Raw genomic sequence first — 15,809 nt, forward strand, 5'->3', positions numbered from 1 at the left:
CCCACCGGCGATGTCGTACCCGTGGGGCACCATGGCCTTGTGACCGGATTCCAGGCCCATTCCACCGCAGTCGCGGACGCGGTTCGTCGTGTCCGAGCGCGCGATCCTCTCTCCCGCATCACCGTGATCGTGCCGTCGTTCGGGGCGGCTCGGGACCTCGTCCGGGCACTGGCCCTGTCGGGCGGCGCGGCCAACGTGGCGGTGCGGACCGCGGCGCAGGTCGTCGCCGAGCTGGCGGCTCCCGCTCTGGCGCCACGGGCCGCCCTGCCGTTGCCATTGCTGGCCGCCGCGGTGGACAAGGCGCTGGACTCCGACCCGGGCCGGTTGCAGGCGGTGGCCACGGAGCCGTTCACCGGGCAGGCCGTGGCCCGGGCCTGCCTCCGGCTGGGCACAGTCGAGCCCGGGTCGGTCGCGCCGGAGACACCGCTGCACGAAGAAGTACTCCGTCTCTCGCGGGAGGCCCTCGTGCGGACCGGCACCGCGTATTACACGCAGTTCGAAGCGGTCACCACGGCCCTTGAGCGGCTGGAGCTCCTCGGGAGCGTGATCGTGGCGGCGCCGCTGCGCGGGACCGAGGTCGAGCGACGGCTGCGGGCGGTGCTCAAGGCCCGCGGGGGGGAGGCGGTACCGGGCACCGGGTCGGACCACCTGGCCTCCGCTGCGGAGCCGGACACCGAGAGCGCGGTGACCGGCACCCACGTGCTTCACGCCTCGGATTCGGACGATGAGATCCGGGCGGTGGTCCGCTTCGTCCGGTCGCGACTCGCCTCCGGCATCCCGGGCCACCGCATCGGCGTGTACTACCCCTCGCCGGATCCCTACCAGCGCCTGTTGCACCGAGCTTTCGCCGAGGCCGGCATCGCCGTTCACGGGCCGAGCGACTCCGGGGTAGGCCGTTCGGCTGCCGGCCGGTCGCTGATCCGGTTGCTGCAGATGGATCGCGACCTGATGGGGCGGGCGGAGCTGCTGTCGATCGTGGCCGAGGGGGCCGTGGTCGCCACCGATGAGAGCGGGAAGCAGGTGTCCTCCCGCCGGTTGGAGCTACTGACACGCACGCGCTTCCCCGTGATCGGAGGCGCCGACTGGGACCGCCTGGCCGAGTCGCTGCGCGTCGAACCGTCAGAGCTGAGCGAACGTGACCGGGAGGCGGCCGCCGCCGTGCTGAACCTGATCACGCGAATCCGCTCCGGACTGGCAGCCATCGATACCGCGGCGTCCTGGGCGGAGACCGCCGAGGCGGCGGATCGCCTCGTGACGGCGGTCTTCCGGCAGAGCCCGGACCGTGCGGCAGTGCTGGCGGTCGTCGCCTCGCTGGCCGACCTGGACACGATCGCGCCCGCCATCACCCGCGATCGTGTCGTGGGCGCCATCTCCTCGCGTCTTGACCCGATCACCGATCGCATCGGTGACGAAGGCGCAGGGGTCGCGTTGGGACCGATCGACGACGCCGTGGGACGGGATCTGGACACGGTGTGCGTGGTCGGCATGGCCGAAGGCCTGCTGCCGGTGCTGGGCCGACCCGATCCGCTGCTTCCCGAGGGCGCGGTCGAGCCGTCCGCCTCCGAGCAACTCGACGAGCGGTACCGGGTCCTGCAACTGGCCCTCGTCGCCGGCGCCACGCATCGGTTGTGTTCCTTCCCCCGGGGGTCGATGCGGGGCGGCGGGGACCGCATCCCCTCCCGGTGGCTGCTGCCCACACTGTCCCGGCTCGCGGGCGCCAAGGTCCACGCGACCCGCTGGCAGGAGGCGGTCGCGGAATGTCCGACCGTCACCGCCGTGCCGTCCTTCGTCGACGGCATCCTCAACCCGCCGCCCGTCCTCGGTTCGGACCCCGCGACCTCCGCCGAACTGCGCATCCGGACACTCGCCGGTTCCGCCTGGCGGGTCGGGGCCGACTCACCCGACCTGCTCGTGCGCGCGCATCAGTTGCGCGCCGATCGCCGGCTGGGCCGCTTCACCCGGTTCACCGGGGACGTCTCCACTGCCGCGGATCTGCTCACGGTGCTGGATCGCCCGCTCTCTCCGACCCGTCTCGAGGACTGGGCCCAGAGCCCGTACCTGTTCTTCCTCAGCACCATCCTTCGGGTCCGAACACTCGATGATCCCGCCGATGCGATCGAGATGGATCTACGCGACTACGGCGACCTCGTCCACACGATCCTCCAGCGCTACGTCGACGACCGGATCGAGATCGGTTCCGGACCGGACCGGGACCTGCTGATGTCCGCGCTCAAGACGGAGTGCGATGCCGTTGTGGCGTCGTCCCCCGGGCTCGTCGCCTCGCTGTGGCGGCGCCGCGAGTTGCTGCTCCGGGCCGAGCTCGACCGGTGGTTCGACGAGGACACGGCCGATGCCGACCAGGGCTGGCGCCCCACCGCGACCGAGCTCGGCTTCGGCCGGGCGGATGACGCCGGCGAGGTACTCGAGATCCCCTACGAGGTGACCACCTCCACCGGCACCACGTCGCTGCTGCTCGCCGGCTCGATCGACCGCATCGACAACCGGTCCGGAGCCCAGCGCGTGACCGACTACAAGACCGGCAGGAAGCCCGAGGACGACGACCAGCCGACAACGGAGGACCCCACCAGGTCGGGCACCAGGTTCCAGCTGCCGCTCTACGCCGAAGCGGCGGCTGCTGCCCGCGACCTGCCGGTGAGCGAGGCACGGTACTGGTACTGCACCGAGAAAGGGGAGTTCACCCAGATCGGCCTGGCGATCACCGACCAGCTACTGGACCGTGTTCGTGCGGACGTCGGTCACCTGGTGGACGCCCTCCAGCGTGGATGGTTCCCGCTCAAGGGCGGCCGGGGCTCGTCCCGCGAACTGGCGAACATCCTCGGCGGCACCGACCTCGACGACGCCTGGGCCGTGCTCTCCACCACAGAACCGATGACCACCCATCCCGCGTTCGCCGGCCTGCGAAGTGCCGACCAGACCCAGAACGAATCGGAGTCGCGCCCATGACCGATCTCGCCGATCAGACCGCCCGCGACCGGGTCGAGTCCGACACCTCCGCCACCCTGTTCGTCGAGGCGGGAGCCGGCACGGGAAAGACGTACGCGCTGGTCCGGCGGCTCAGCGCGCTATTACTGGACGACGAAGTGCCTATTGACCAGATCGCTGCCATCACGTTCACCGAGAAGGCCGCCGCTGAGCTCCGCGACCGGCTCCGCGTGCACCTGGTCGACGAGCGGGACAAGGGCGACCGCCGAGCCGACGCGGCGCTCGCGGGGCTGGACACGGCCGCGATCGGAACGCTGCACTCGTTCGCACTGCGGCTGCTGTCCGAGAACCCCCTCGAGGCCGGGATTCCGCCACGGGTCACCGCCCAGCAGGACACCGCCGAGTCCGCCGCCGTCGACGCCCTCTGGCAGGAGTGCGCCACCCTCCTGTTCGGCAGCGGTCCGACCGCGACCCGGGGCGGCGACCTCGCGCGGGCCGTCGACGACATGCTCGACGCCGGGGTGGGCCCCACCTCGTTCCGTGAGGTCGTCGAGGCACTGCACCGCGACTGGGACCGGCTGCCGGCCATGCCTCTCCACGACGGCGCGCAGCTGCCGCCGAATCCCGACCTCGACGAGGTCGTCGCGGCCGTCGGGTCGATCGTGGGCTGGCGCGACTCCTGCCAGGACGAGACAGACCTGCTGTACCAGACCCTCGGGAAGCACCAGACCTGGCTGGAGGACCTCGACGCAGCTCTTGCCGATGCCACATCCTCGCCCACATGGGTCGAACTGCTGGGTAAGCCCGTCGGGCCCGGAAACGGTGGAAAGGGCCCCAACTGGGGAGGCACCGACGTGGTCAAGGGCATCAAGGATGAGATCAAACAGCTGCCGGGGATCTGCGAGAAAGTCATGGCCACGCACTGGCGGCCCCGCATCCAGCTGACCCTGGATGCTCTCATCCCGGTAGTGCGCAGGCACGCCGACGAGCGGCGTCACCACGGCACCCTGCAGTTCCACGATCAGTTGGTGCTGGCCCGCGAGCTGCTTCACGACCGCGCCGTCCGCGAGCGGGTCCGAGACCAGTACAGACGGATCCTCATCGACGAGTTCCAGGACACCGACCCGATCCAGCTGGACCTGGCGGAGTTGCTCACCGCCGCCGCAGACGGGCCAGGTTCCGAACCCGGCCGGTTGTTCACGGTCGGAGATCCCAAGCAGTCGATCTACCGGTTCCGGCGTGCCGACATCTCCACCTACCTCCGCGCCCGCGGGGGCCGCGACGAGTCCGATCCCTCCGTCGAGGTCGAGCAGCTGAGCACGAACTTCCGGTGCTCGCGGGCGGTGTTGGAGTGGGTGAACACGGTGTTCGGCGAGGTACTGCTCCCGATCGAGGGGATCCAACCCGAGTACCGCGCACTCGCCCCGGCGCCAACGCGGCCCGCGCACGATCCGAAGCACGGGCCGGCTCCGTTCGTCTTCCGGACCGAGGACGCTCCCGAGCACTGCCCGGACGACGCCAACGACGGTCAGCGGCGCCACTGGACCGAGGCGGCCGATGTGGCACGAGTGATCGCCACCGCGATCCGAGAGGGCTGGACCCACGAGTCGAAGGACGGGGAGCAGACCCCCTTGCGGCTCGGCGACATCGCCATCCTCCTGCCATCGCGCGGATCTCTGCCGATGCTGGAGACCTGCCTTGACCACGCCGGGATCGACTACCGGACCGAGGCGTCGTCGATCGTCTACGGGACTCCCGAGATCCGCGAGCTGTTGCTGGCGGTGCGGGCCATGGCCAACACCGCCGACGAGGCCTCGCTCGTGGGAGCGCTGCGGTCCCCGCTGTTCGGCTGCGGCGACGACGATCTGCTGCGCTGGCATGCGGCAGGCGGCACGTGGTCGCCGTACGCCCGCGTACCCGACGAACTCGACGACTCACCCGTGGCCGAGGCGATGCGCTACCTTTCCGGGCTCTCGCTCGAGACCCGGCGGCCAGGCGAATTGCTGGAAAGGCTCGTCAACGACCGCATGGTGTTCGAATCCGTTGCCGAGTCACCGCGGCGTCGGGACCTGTGGCGGCGCATCCGCTTCGTCATCGAGCACGCCTGGCAGTGGGAGGAATCGGCCGCTGATCCCGCCCGCGCTGACCTGCGAGAGTACGCCGATTGGGCACTGTCGCTCACCGCCGAGGACGCCCGGGTGCCCGAGGCGGCGATCCCCGAGATCGGCGTGGATGCGGTGCGCATCACCACGATCCACGCGTCCAAGGGACTGGAGTATCCGATGGTCGTCCTCGCCGGAATGAGCCGAAAATGGCCCGACGACCGGGCGCGACTGCTCTGGACCGAGGACGAGCCGCCGCGACCCGTGGCACGGTTCTCGACGACCGTGCGCGACCCGGCGTTCGCCGCTGCCGCCGACCGCGAGAGGGAGCATTCGCGGGCCGAGCGGATCCGGCTTCTATACGTGGCCACGACCCGGGCCGAGAGCCGCCTGGCCGTGTCCGGGCACGGGTACGCACTGTCCAAGGCCGCCAAGCCCAAGCCTCTCTCACTGTGGGGATCGCTGTTCGGGTCGGTGGTCGAGGAATCCGATGCGCCTGCGCTGGTGGAGTACGGGAAGGACATGCTGCAGAGCGCACCGGTGCCGGCCGTCGACATCCCCGACGCGCTCGAGTGGGCCGAGCGCAGTCGTGAGATCACCGCCCGGTCGGCCGAACGCGCAGGCTGGTCAGCGACACGTATCGTCCACCCCGCGGACCCCGCAGAACCCGGCACACTGGGCGTGCTCGACGGCGCGGAGCGGGAGTCCGGCGATGCGGAGGGGACGCCCTCCCTCCCCGAGCAGCTCGCGACCGCCCTGCGTGAGCGGTTCGCCCCGGCTCCCGCGCGGGCGGAGGAACTCCCGGCAAAGCCCCGCAGTTCTCCGATCGCCGCCGGGCCCGACGTGGGGACGGCTGTGCACTATCTGGCCGAGCACTCGGACCTGGCCGCGCTGCACAACCCGGAAGCCGACACCGCCGCCGCTCTGAGCGAGTGGCAGGGCTGGGCCGAGGGGCAGCTTCAGGCCCTGGGGCTGAGTGGGGGTCTGCGCAGCGCCCGCACGCCGGAGGCTGTCGCCGAGATGGTGGCGGTGGCCCGAACCGCGCTGACCTCGGAGCCCGTTCGCCGGGCCGCGACAATGCGGCACTGGGCCGAGCTGCCGGTCGCCGGCCCCCTGACCACGACCGACGGGGCGACGGTCGCGGTGGACGGTGTGGTGGACCTCGTCGTGGACGAGCCGGACGGCACGCTGTCCGTCGTCGACTACAAGACTGATGTCGCCGTCTCACCGACAACCGTCGACGAGTACCTGCTCCAGCTGTGCGCGTATGCGCAATTGCTCGCCACGGCCACCGGCAGGACTGTGTCGCGGATCGAGCTCGTGTTCTGCCGGGGCCCGCGGGCGTCGGTGGTGACGCGCGAACTCAGCTGAGGTTGGTCCACACCACGCGGCCGTCGACGACAGCCCCGACGGCCGCGTCGCAGGACGAGCCGGTCGTCAACGACTGGTACAGCTCCACGAGCAGGTCGACCACCGAGTCCCACAGGCGGTGCAGCGGCTCGTCGCCGCCGTACGCCCAGACCGAGCCGGCGTCGGAGCCGTCACCGTAGACGACCGCGTAGCCGAAGCCACGGCGCTCGGCGATCGGCCACAGACGAGAAGCCCATCGAACATCGGAGCCCGGCCGGGACCCGAGCCCGCCCTCGGACATCGCGCTCTCGAACCGGACGGACTGCGCATCGAAACCCTGGCCGGCCGAGAGCGGCTCGGCGAACGGGAACAGCCCTTCCAGGGAGTCCAGACCAGTCCGACGTAGATGCCACAGCAGGGTACGTATGCCCGCCTGGTCGTCCACCCCGCAGCTGTCGAGCAGCGCCCCCGACTCATCGGACGAGGAGCGCGGGTCATCGGACCACGCCCCGGTCGGTGGCCGCACGCCGACCATCATGGCGATCGCGTCGCACAGCTCGCCGATCTGTTCGTTCAACACGGCGGACGCGTCCTCGCGCGCCGACATCGAGCGCCGGGCCGGGCGGGCCGAGCCCGCGGCCGAGTCCGCAGCCGAGTCCGCAGCCGAGCCCGCGGCTGGGGCTGCGGCTCGCGCCGGAACGACCGGCGGTCCCGGGGTGCCCGCCACGGCCCGGGGCGCGGGCTCCGGCGGGACCGAGAGAAGCGGCGGCGCCTCGATCTCGGGCTTCTCCATCGCGGAGCTGATGCCGGCCAGGACGCCGTCGAAGGCCGCGCCGAAGTCCGTGCTCCAGTCGGAAGCGGGCGCGGCGTCCCACTGCGGGTCGGCGGCATAGCGGGCGGAGTGAGGGTCTTCGGAATGGGAGTCGGTGTAGGACGCCGCGGGTGTCGTGGGTTCAGGCGCCGGAGCGGGATCAGACCCGGCGGCCGGGATCGCGGGCAGCGCGCCCGTCACGTCGGCCAGGAGGTCCATCCGTGCGCGACGACCGTCGTCGAGACGTCTGCGCTCGGAGCGTGTGAAGGACATGACCGGCAGGGTCAGCAGCAGCGCCGCCTGGCGGCCGGTGAAGCCGAATCCGAGCTTGAGCGCGCGCCGTGCCTCGACCGGGGATTCCGCCTCCCGGATGACCTCCATGACCGCGTCGAGGTCTTCGGCGGCCAACAGAATCGCCTCGGCCTCGTCATACGCGCGTTCGAGATCATCCCCGGGTCCGAACCATCCCCCATCTGCACTGATCGCACCCATTCACGGCCCCGTTCTCTCACACATCCGGCCCGACCGGCACCGGACGCCCGGAATCCTACGCGTACTCGGCCCGGATCAGCCGTCCGTTCTCCGCCTCGACCACGGGGGCTGTGACCGAAATCTCCTGACCACATCGCCGTGCTGACCTGCGGCGACGCCCACCGGTTGCAATCTTCAGGATTGTGGAAGGTTCGTCGCGACAGAACTACGTAGGGTCAAAAGTATGAGTAACCGTCTGGCACTGCAGGCGTGGGAGGGCCCGCAGCCTGACACCGAGCACACCGAGCACACCGAGCACGCCGACCCGGAGCATCCCGCGCCGGCGCCGTCCGCCGCGCACAGCAGCGCGGCGGGCACGGACGCGGCGCTCCTGCCGGCCCCACTGCACACACTGGGCGCCGCCACACTCGGTGGCCTGGCGGGGCTCGGAGCCGTCTACCTGGTGGCGTCGCGGCTGGCCGGGACGTTGGCGGCCGTGGCGGCCGTCGTCATGATCTTCGCCGTGACCATGGCCGGGCCCTGGGTCCACGCCCGCGCGGGCACCGAGCTGGGCCGCGTGATCGCCGTGGCGCTTCAGGCGGTGGCGTTCGGCGGCGCGATCGGCGGCCTGACCATCATGACCTGAGGCGCGTCCCCAGGGCGTCCACCGCGTCGCCGTCCATCCCGGCACCCTCGACGAGGTACCGGCGGATGTCACCGAACTCCTTCTCGAGCGCCGCGAGCGAGCGCCGCATGTTGGCCTCCTCGACGCCCATCAGCTCCTGGATCGCGTCGGCCTGGTGGGGCATCTTGACCCGCACGTACTGCATGATCGCCTCGGTGAGATCCGCGGTGTTCTTCTGCGAGATCATGTAGTCGGCCACCACGTCCTCGTGCGACACCCCGGCGAGCAGCTGCAGGATCGCGGAGGTCCAGCCCGTGCGGTCCTTTCCGGCGGTGCAGTGGACGATCGACGCCCCCGTCGACCCGGCCACGGCGGTGATCGCCCGGCCGAACGCGGTGCGCTCGGCGTCGCCGAGGATGAACTGCTCGTAGGTCTGGGCCATCTCGGCGCGCGCCTCGTCGACGCTCACGATCCCCGAGTTCATGAGGGTGGCCGCGCTGGACTTGCCCTGGAGGATGTCGACCTGCACATTCGTCGCACCCGGAACCGGGACGTCCGGCTGCTGGGACACCTCCATCTCGGTGCGCAGATCGACGATGGTGGTCACGCCGAGGGTTTCGAGAACGTCGACGTCGCCGCCCATGGCTGAGATCGCGGCGGACCGGAAGACGATCCCGCGCGCCATGGCCCCTGCGGGGGTGACCGGGTAGCCGGGCCCGGCCACGTCCCGGAAGTTGTGGATGCCGGACAGCGTGACCGCTCCGTCGGCGCCCTCGATCCGGCTGCGGACCACCGTGTCGTCGTCGTTCCCCCGGTCGATCTTCGTACCCGCGCTGCCGTTCCGGTCCTGTCCAGCCACTATCCTGCGCTCCTTAGGTGATCCGGACGCCGACGATCGAGCGCCATGAGGTCTTTCTTACCGCATTGCCGCGCCCGATGGTTCGCGGCTGCCTGACGAGTGTGGAGTATCGCCCCGGTCGAGGGCGGGGCGGCCGAGGCGCCCTGACAGGTGTCAGGAATGCGGGGTGATCCGCCGCCACGCGGCCCCGCCATGGCCTACTCTCGCGATCCATGGGCCCCGCCGCTATCACTCCCGGACGCTTCAACCCCGGGCACGCCATGCCGCACGCGACGTTCGGCGACATCCTGCTCGAGCGCGCGACCGACGACCACCCGGGCCTGCGCTTCGAGGACTCGTCATGGTCGTGGCGCGAGTTCGTGGCCGAGGCCGCCGTACGCGCGGAGATCCTGCGCGCCCTGTCGCGGGAGTACGCCGACTCCTACGCCGACCGGCCCGAGCGTTACCGCCGGCTACACGTCGGCGTCCTGCTGGAGAACGTGCCCGAGTACCTGTTCCTGGTGTGCGGCGCCGCGATGGCGGGCGTGACGATCATCGGCATCAACCCCACGCGCCGCGGCGCGGAGCTCGCCTCGGACATCCGGGGCGTCGACTGCGACGTGATAATCACCGACGACGACGGCGCCGCGCTGCTCACCGGCCTGGACACCGGTGGCGCCGGGAGTGTGGGAGTGGAGTCCGCGCGGTGGCGGGAGCTGCTCGCCGCGCACGCCGGGTCCGAGCAGCGCCTGGACGAGACCGCGCGCGACCCGCACACGCCGCTGGCCCTGCTGTTCACCTCGGGCTCGACGGGTGCGCCCAAGGCCGTGATGTGCTCGACCGGTCGGCTGGCCATGCTCGGCACGGTCAACTACCGGGGGCTGGTCCGCAGCGACGTCACCTACAACGCGATGCCACTGTTCCACGGCAACGCCCTCATGGCCGCGTTCGCTCCGTCGGCCTACGTCGGCTGCACGTTCACGATGCGCCGCACGTTCTCGGCCTCGGGTTTCCTGCCCGACGTGCTGCGCTTCGGCGCCACCTACGTCAACTACGTCGGCCGCTCCCTATCGTATGTGCTGGCCCAGCCCGAGCGGCCGGAGGAGGCGCACACGGCGCTGCGGATCGTGTTCGGCACGGAGGCCTCCGTGCACGACCGGGCCGAGTTCGCGCGCCGGTTCGGCGTGACGCCCGGCGAGTCCTACGGCAGCAGCGAGGGCGGCGTGGTGATCTCCCGGACCCCCGACACCCCGCCGGGCGCGCTCGGGGTGGCGGGCGCGCATATGGACGTGGCGATCCTCGACGAGGAGGGGCGCGAGTGCCCGCCCGCGCGGTTCGACGCCGACGGCGGACTCGCCAACGCGGCCGAGGCGATCGGCGAGATCTGCAATCTCAGCGGCGCTGCCCTGTTCGAGGGCTACTACCGCAACCCGGAGGCCACCGCCGAGCGCAATATCGGCGACGTCTTCCACTCCGGCGACCTGGGGTACAAGGATCCGGACGGCTTCTTCTACTTCGCGGGCCGCTCCGGCGACAAGATCCGCGTGGACAGCGAGAACTTCTCCGCCGGCCCGATCGAGCGGATCCTCGACCGCTTCCCCGGCGTACTCGTGGTGGCCGTGTACCCCGTGCCCGACCCCCGCACGGGCGACCAGGTGATGGCCGCGATCCAGCTCGAACCCGGGGCCCGCTTCGACCCGGCCGCCTTCGGCGAGTTCTGCCGCGCCCAGCCCGACATGGGTACCAAGTGGGCGCCCCGTTTCGTGCGGATCCTCGAGGCGATGCCGGTCACCGCCACCCGCAAGATCTCCAAGCCGAGCCTGCGTCGCGAATCCTGGACCGAGCCGGGTGAGGTCTACCTGCGGGATCCTTCCGGCGAGTACCGCCTGCTGACCGACGCCGACCGCGCCGCGCTGCTCGCCCAGTACGAGACCCACGGCCGCCGACCCGCCGGCGTGTGAGTGAGCGGGGTGTGAAGATAGGACCATGCAGCCTCTCCGCCCGGTGATCGCGGCCCTCGGTGTCGCCGTCGTCGTCGTCCCCACCGTCGCTCTGACCGGCGCCGCGTCCGCCGACCCGCTCGGCTCGGCGGTGGTCGGCGCGGCCACCTCGCTGGGTGCCGTCGGTGCGCCCGCGTCGGGGTCGGTGGAGGCGTTGCCGTCGGGCTCCCACGCGGGCTCGGTCGACGCGCTCGACGCCGGGTCGGACGCGGCGTTCGGCCTGGGGGCGTCCTCGGACTCCGCCGGGGCCCCGATCGGCGCGTGCGAGGGCCCCACGCCGCGCGTGATGACGTTCGGCGCCACCCCACCGCCGGTACTGGGCTGGACCGAGAACATGGCGTTCGACGGCGAGGGACGCCTGTGGGTGTCGAAGACGTTCCTGGACCGCGTCGACGCGTACGACGACGACGGCGAGGTGGTCGCCAGCGTCCCCGTGCGCGCCCCCGGGGGAATCGCCCCGGGCCCCGACGGACGGATGCACGTCGCGGCCGGGACCGGCTACCTCGCCGAGCGCTCCGACCTCGTCACCTTCGACCCCGCGGCGGAGCGGCCGGAGGCGCGCATCGAGGCCCGGCTGGAGAACCGGAAGAACGGGCTGGCCGTGGATTCAGACGGCAACCGCTATCTCACGAGCCTCGAGGACACCGGGCTGACCAGGGTCGGCGCGGACGGCGAGGTGGACCACGACTGGTCGCGGGCGGCGGCACTCGGGGTGTCCAACGGGATCGCGATCGAGGGCGACACCGCATACGTCACGCAGTCCACCGACCGGACCATGGTGCACGCCGTCCCGCTGGACCGGCCGGGCGAGTGGACCACCACCGAACTGACCGCGCCGCCCACCACGCCGCGGGGGCTCGACGATCTCGACATCACCGCCGAGGCACTGTTCGTGACCTCGTGGTCGTCCGGCGAGGTGTACCGGATCGACCGGGCCAGCGGCGAGGCGTGCGTCCTGGTCGGCGGGATCCCGCGGGCGACGAGCGTGCTGGTGGCCGACGGGTTCGGCGACTTCGGGCCGGGCGACCTGCTGGTCACCTCTCTACACGGGCCGATCCGGCACGTGGCGCTGGGCTGAGGCCGGAGTCAGAAGCGGCTCAGCACGCGCGGCTCAGCGCAGCACCTTGAGCTGGAACGGGTAGTTCATCGTCTCGCCCTTGGTCGCACGGAGGGTGCCGATCACGTGGCCGATGATCTGGCCGAGGAAGGACACCGCGAGCAGGATCAGACCGATCGGGATGCCGATGACCGTGATGATGAAGATCCAGCCGACGATGCTCATCAGCCACAGGCCGAGGTTGAAGTTGAACGAGCCCGCGGCGGCCTGGCGGACGAACGGGCTGCGGTCCTTGTAGATCAGCCACATCACGAGCGGGCCGACGAAGGACAGCCACCCGGCCGAGATCACCATGGCGATGAGGCTGGAGGCGTGCGCGAGGGCCGCGGCGGTGCGGTGTTCGGAGTCGACCGGGACGGGCTGGGCAGGCTGGTGGCCGTGGGGGCCACCGGGGGTGGGCTCGCCGTACTGCTGGAATCCGGGCTGCTGCGTCATGCCTCCAGTGTCCTCGCCTGGCGGCGGGCCCGCATCGGGGATGTCCCGGGGATTCACGCGGATGTCACACCCCGCGCCTACCCTGGCGCCATGGCCGACCACTCCGCGCCCGACCACAGCGAGCCCACCCAGTCCGAGTCCGTTCTGCCCCCGGCCGTCACGACCGACGGGCCCGACCCGCTCGAGGGGGCCGTCGCCCCGTTGCGGGACGACGTGCGGTTCCTCGGCGCACTGCTGGGCGACACCGTTCGCGAACAGGAGGGCCGCGAGGTCTTCGACCTGGTGGAGACCGCCCGTCGCACCGCGTTCGCCGTCCGCCGCTCGCAGGCCGACCGCGACGAGGTGGCCGCCCTGTTCACCGACGTGCCCACCGATCGGGTGATCCCGGTGATCCGGGCGTTCTCACTGTTCGCGCTCCTGGCCAACGTGGCCGAGGACCTGCACCAGGAGCGCCGCCGCCGGATCCACACCGCCGCCGGCGAGCCCCCGCCGGACGGCGATCTCGACGCGACCTGGGCCCGCCTGGCGGACGTCGAACCCGATCCCGAGCGGCTGGCCGCCGTCCGCGCCACCGCCCGCGTCGCGCCCGTGCTCACCGCCCACCCCACCGAGACGCGCCGCCGGACGGTCTTCCAGGTCACCCGGCGGATACTCGATCTCATGCGTCGCCGCGACGCCCTGCGCACCGGCCCCGCCGACCGGGTGTCGGAGGCGGAGATCGAGGCGATCGAACTCGACATCCGCCGCCAGGTGCTCACCCTCTGGCAGACGGCCATCATCCGCAGCGAACGGCCCCGTATCGAGGACGAGGTCCTGGGCGGACTGCAGTACCACGAGGCCACGCTCATGGACGTGATCCCGCCGCTCAACGCGGAGATCGCCGAACGGCTGGGCTGCGGCGACCGGCCCATGGTGCGCCCCGGCTCGTGGATCGGCGGGGATCGCGACGGCAACCCGTACGTCACCGGGGACGTGGTGCGGTTCGCCACCGGCCAGGCCGCCGCGCTGCTGCACCGGCACTACGCCGACCAGCTGCGACTGCTCGAGCAGGAACTGTCCCTCTCGCAGCGCCTGGTGGAGGTGCCCGCCGAGCTGCGCGACCTCGCGGACTCCCTCGCGGAGGCCAACGAACCGGGAGCCGCGGCGCGCGAGGACGTCCCGTTCCGCCGCGCCGTGCGGGTGGTCAGGCGCCGGCTCGCTGAGCGGGAGAGGTCGTTGTCGTCGTCGGGATCATCGCCCGGGGCGGTGGCTGCGGCCGGTGGTCGCGACGACGAGGCCTCCACCCCGGCCCCGTACACCTCCCCCGCGCAGATGCTGGCGGACCTCGAGGTGATCGATGCCGCGCTCGGTGAGGTCGGCGGCGACCTGCTGCGGACGCCGCGCCTGCGTGACCTGCGGTGGGCGGTGCGCACGTTCGGGTTCCACCTCCAGGCGCTGGACATGCGGCAGAACTCGGAGTCCCACGAGGAACTGCTCGGCGAGCTGTTCGCACTGGCAGGCGTGAGCGAGGACTATGCGGCGCTCGACGAGGACGCGCGCGTGAAGCTGCTGCTGGCCGAGCTGTCGCACGACCGGCCGCTGCTCGGCCCGCGCGCGGAGCTGTCCGAGACGGCGGCGCGCGAGCTGGGCGTCATGCGGGCGGCGGCCGCGGCCGTGGACCTGCTCGGGCCCGAGGTGGTGCCGCACTACATCGTGTCGATGTGCGGGTCCGTGTCCGACCTGCTCGAGCCCGCGATCCTGCTGCGCGAGGTGGGACTGTTCTCCGGCGATCCGGCCGAGCCGCGGTCGGGCGTGCGGCTCATCCCGCTGCTCGAGACCATCGACGACCTGGCGGCCGGGCCCGGCATCCTCGACGCCGCGCTGGCGATCCCGCAGTTCCGGGCGCTCGTGCGCGGGCAGGGTGACGTGCTCGAGGTGATGCTCGGCTACTCGGACTCCAACAAGGACGGCGGCTACCTGGCCGCCAACTGGGCGCTGTATGAGGCCGAACGCGATCTCGCCGAGAGCGCGGCCCGCGCCGGCGTGCACCTGCGCTACTTCCACGGCCGCGGCGGCGCGGTGGGCCGGGGCGGTGGCAACTCCTACGACGCGATCCTCGCCCAGCCGCCCGGTGCGGTGCAGGGGGCGCTGCGTATCACCGAGCAGGGCGAGGTCATCTCGGCCAAGTACTCCGAGCCGCAGCGGGCGCGCCGGAACCTGGAAGCGCTGGTCGCGGCCACGCTCGAGGCCTCGCTGCTGGACGTCGAGGGACTGGGCGAGGATGCCGGCGAGGCCTACGAGGTGATGGGTGAGCTCGCGCGGCTCGGGCGCGAGGCGTACGCGTCGCTGGTTCACTCCGACCCCGGGTTCATCGAGTACTTCACCACCTCGACGCCGGTCAGCGAGATCGGGGAGCTCAACATCGGGTCCCGGCCCACGTCCCGGAAGCAGACCGCCGGGGTCGAGGACCTGCGGGCGATTCCGTGGGTGCTGTCGTGGTCGCAGTCGCGTGTGATGCTGCCCGGTTGGTTCGGGGTGGGCACGGCGTTGCGTCAATGGGTCGACGGCGAGGGCTCGGCGGGTAGCGCGGTCGGCGCCGCTGCCGGATCCTCTGCCAGCTCTTCGCCAGAGCAGCGGCTCACCACGCTGCGGCGGCTGTACGCCGACTGGCCGTTCCTGCGCACCACGCTGTCCAACATGGCGCAGGTGATGGCCAAGGCCGACATGGATCTCGCGGGCCGCTACGCCTCGCTGGTTCCCGATGCCGAGGTGGGCCGGCGCATCCATCGCGTCATCTCGGAGGAGTTCGACCTGGCGCGCGAGATGCTGCTGTCGGTGACCGGCCACGAGACGCTCCTCGACGACAACCCGGCGCTCGCCCGGTCCGTCCGCAACCGCTTCCCGTACCTCGAGCCGCTCAACGTCCTGCAGGTCGAGCTGCTGCGCCGCTACCGGTCCGGAGACGAGGACCCGAAGGTCCGCACCGGCATCCAACTGACCATGAACGGCCTGGCCACGGCGCTACGCAACTCCGGCTGACCGGCCCCCTTTCCTCCTCAAGAGCGTTCGGCACACGTTTCGCCAGGGCGGTCTCAGGGAGCCAGCGCAACACCGTTGATGAGTTCGTTCATCTTGACA

At 71.5% G+C, this 15,809-nt stretch carries 9 protein-coding genes; 6 read left to right on the top strand and 3 right to left on the bottom strand.

Going from position 1 to position 15,809, the window contains the following annotated elements; genetic code table 11:
- Positions 1 to 39 precede the first annotated feature (39 nt).
- Both ACWGLC_RS16810 and ACWGLC_RS16815 read left to right on the top strand, forming a co-directional pair.
- Positions 40 to 2,964, top strand: a complete 2,925-nt coding sequence (locus tag ACWGLC_RS16810; protein ID WP_452100934.1) for a PD-(D/E)XK nuclease family protein — start codon at positions 40 to 42, stop codon at positions 2,962 to 2,964.
- Positions 2,961 to 6,416, top strand: a complete 3,456-nt coding sequence (locus ACWGLC_RS16815) for a UvrD-helicase domain-containing protein (protein WP_452100935.1) — start codon at positions 2,961 to 2,963, stop codon at positions 6,414 to 6,416. Before ACWGLC_RS16810 ends, ACWGLC_RS16815 begins: the two co-directional genes overlap by 4 nt.
- Here the strand turns inward: ACWGLC_RS16815 and ACWGLC_RS16820 are convergent.
- Positions 6,409 to 7,698, bottom strand: a complete 1,290-nt coding sequence (locus tag ACWGLC_RS16820) for a DNA gyrase subunit A (RefSeq protein ID WP_452100936.1) — start codon at positions 7,696 to 7,698, stop codon at positions 6,409 to 6,411. The genes ACWGLC_RS16815 and ACWGLC_RS16820 overlap by 8 nt on opposite strands.
- A gap of 223 nt (positions 7,699 to 7,921) precedes the next feature.
- Here ACWGLC_RS16820 and ACWGLC_RS16825 point away from each other — a divergent pair, with 223 nt between their 5' ends.
- Positions 7,922 to 8,323 (top strand): hypothetical protein, encoded by a 402-nt coding sequence (locus ACWGLC_RS16825; RefSeq protein ID WP_452100937.1) that lies wholly within the window; start codon positions 7,922 to 7,924, stop codon positions 8,321 to 8,323.
- On the opposite strand, the gene ACWGLC_RS16830 is transcribed toward ACWGLC_RS16825, so the two are convergent.
- On the bottom strand, positions 8,313 to 9,161 hold the full coding sequence (locus tag ACWGLC_RS16830) for a tyrosine-protein phosphatase (RefSeq protein WP_452100938.1): 849 nt from the start codon (positions 9,159 to 9,161) through the stop codon (positions 8,313 to 8,315). The two genes, ACWGLC_RS16825 and ACWGLC_RS16830, sit on opposite strands and share 11 nt — an antisense overlap.
- A gap of 212 nt (positions 9,162 to 9,373) precedes the next feature.
- On the opposite strand from ACWGLC_RS16830, the gene ACWGLC_RS16835 reads away from it, so the two are divergent.
- Together ACWGLC_RS16835 and ACWGLC_RS16840 are read left to right on the top strand one after the other, a co-directional pair.
- Positions 9,374 to 11,101, top strand: a complete 1,728-nt coding sequence (locus ACWGLC_RS16835) for an AMP-binding protein (RefSeq protein ID WP_452100939.1) — start codon at positions 9,374 to 9,376, stop codon at positions 11,099 to 11,101.
- A 25-nt stretch (positions 11,102 to 11,126) separates the two neighbouring features.
- Entirely contained in the window at positions 11,127 to 12,218 is a 1,092-nt protein-coding gene (locus ACWGLC_RS16840; RefSeq protein WP_452100940.1) for an SMP-30/gluconolactonase/LRE family protein, read from the top strand.
- Between the two features lie 33 nt (positions 12,219 to 12,251).
- Here ACWGLC_RS16840 and ACWGLC_RS16845 read toward each other — a convergent pair whose 3' ends face one another.
- A complete protein-coding gene (locus ACWGLC_RS16845) occupies positions 12,252 to 12,692 on the bottom strand; it encodes a DUF4870 domain-containing protein (protein WP_452100941.1) in 441 nt (146 codons plus the stop codon).
- A gap of 90 nt (positions 12,693 to 12,782) precedes the next feature.
- Here ACWGLC_RS16845 and ppc point away from each other — a divergent pair, with 90 nt between their 5' ends.
- Positions 12,783 to 15,710: a phosphoenolpyruvate carboxylase gene (gene ppc / locus ACWGLC_RS16850; protein ID WP_452100942.1), complete on the top strand. Its 2,928-nt coding sequence runs from the start codon at positions 12,783 to 12,785 to the stop codon at positions 15,708 to 15,710.
- Positions 15,711 to 15,809 lie beyond the last annotated feature (99 nt).

The sequence above is a fragment of the Dietzia sp. NPDC055877 genome (assembly GCF_053615975.1).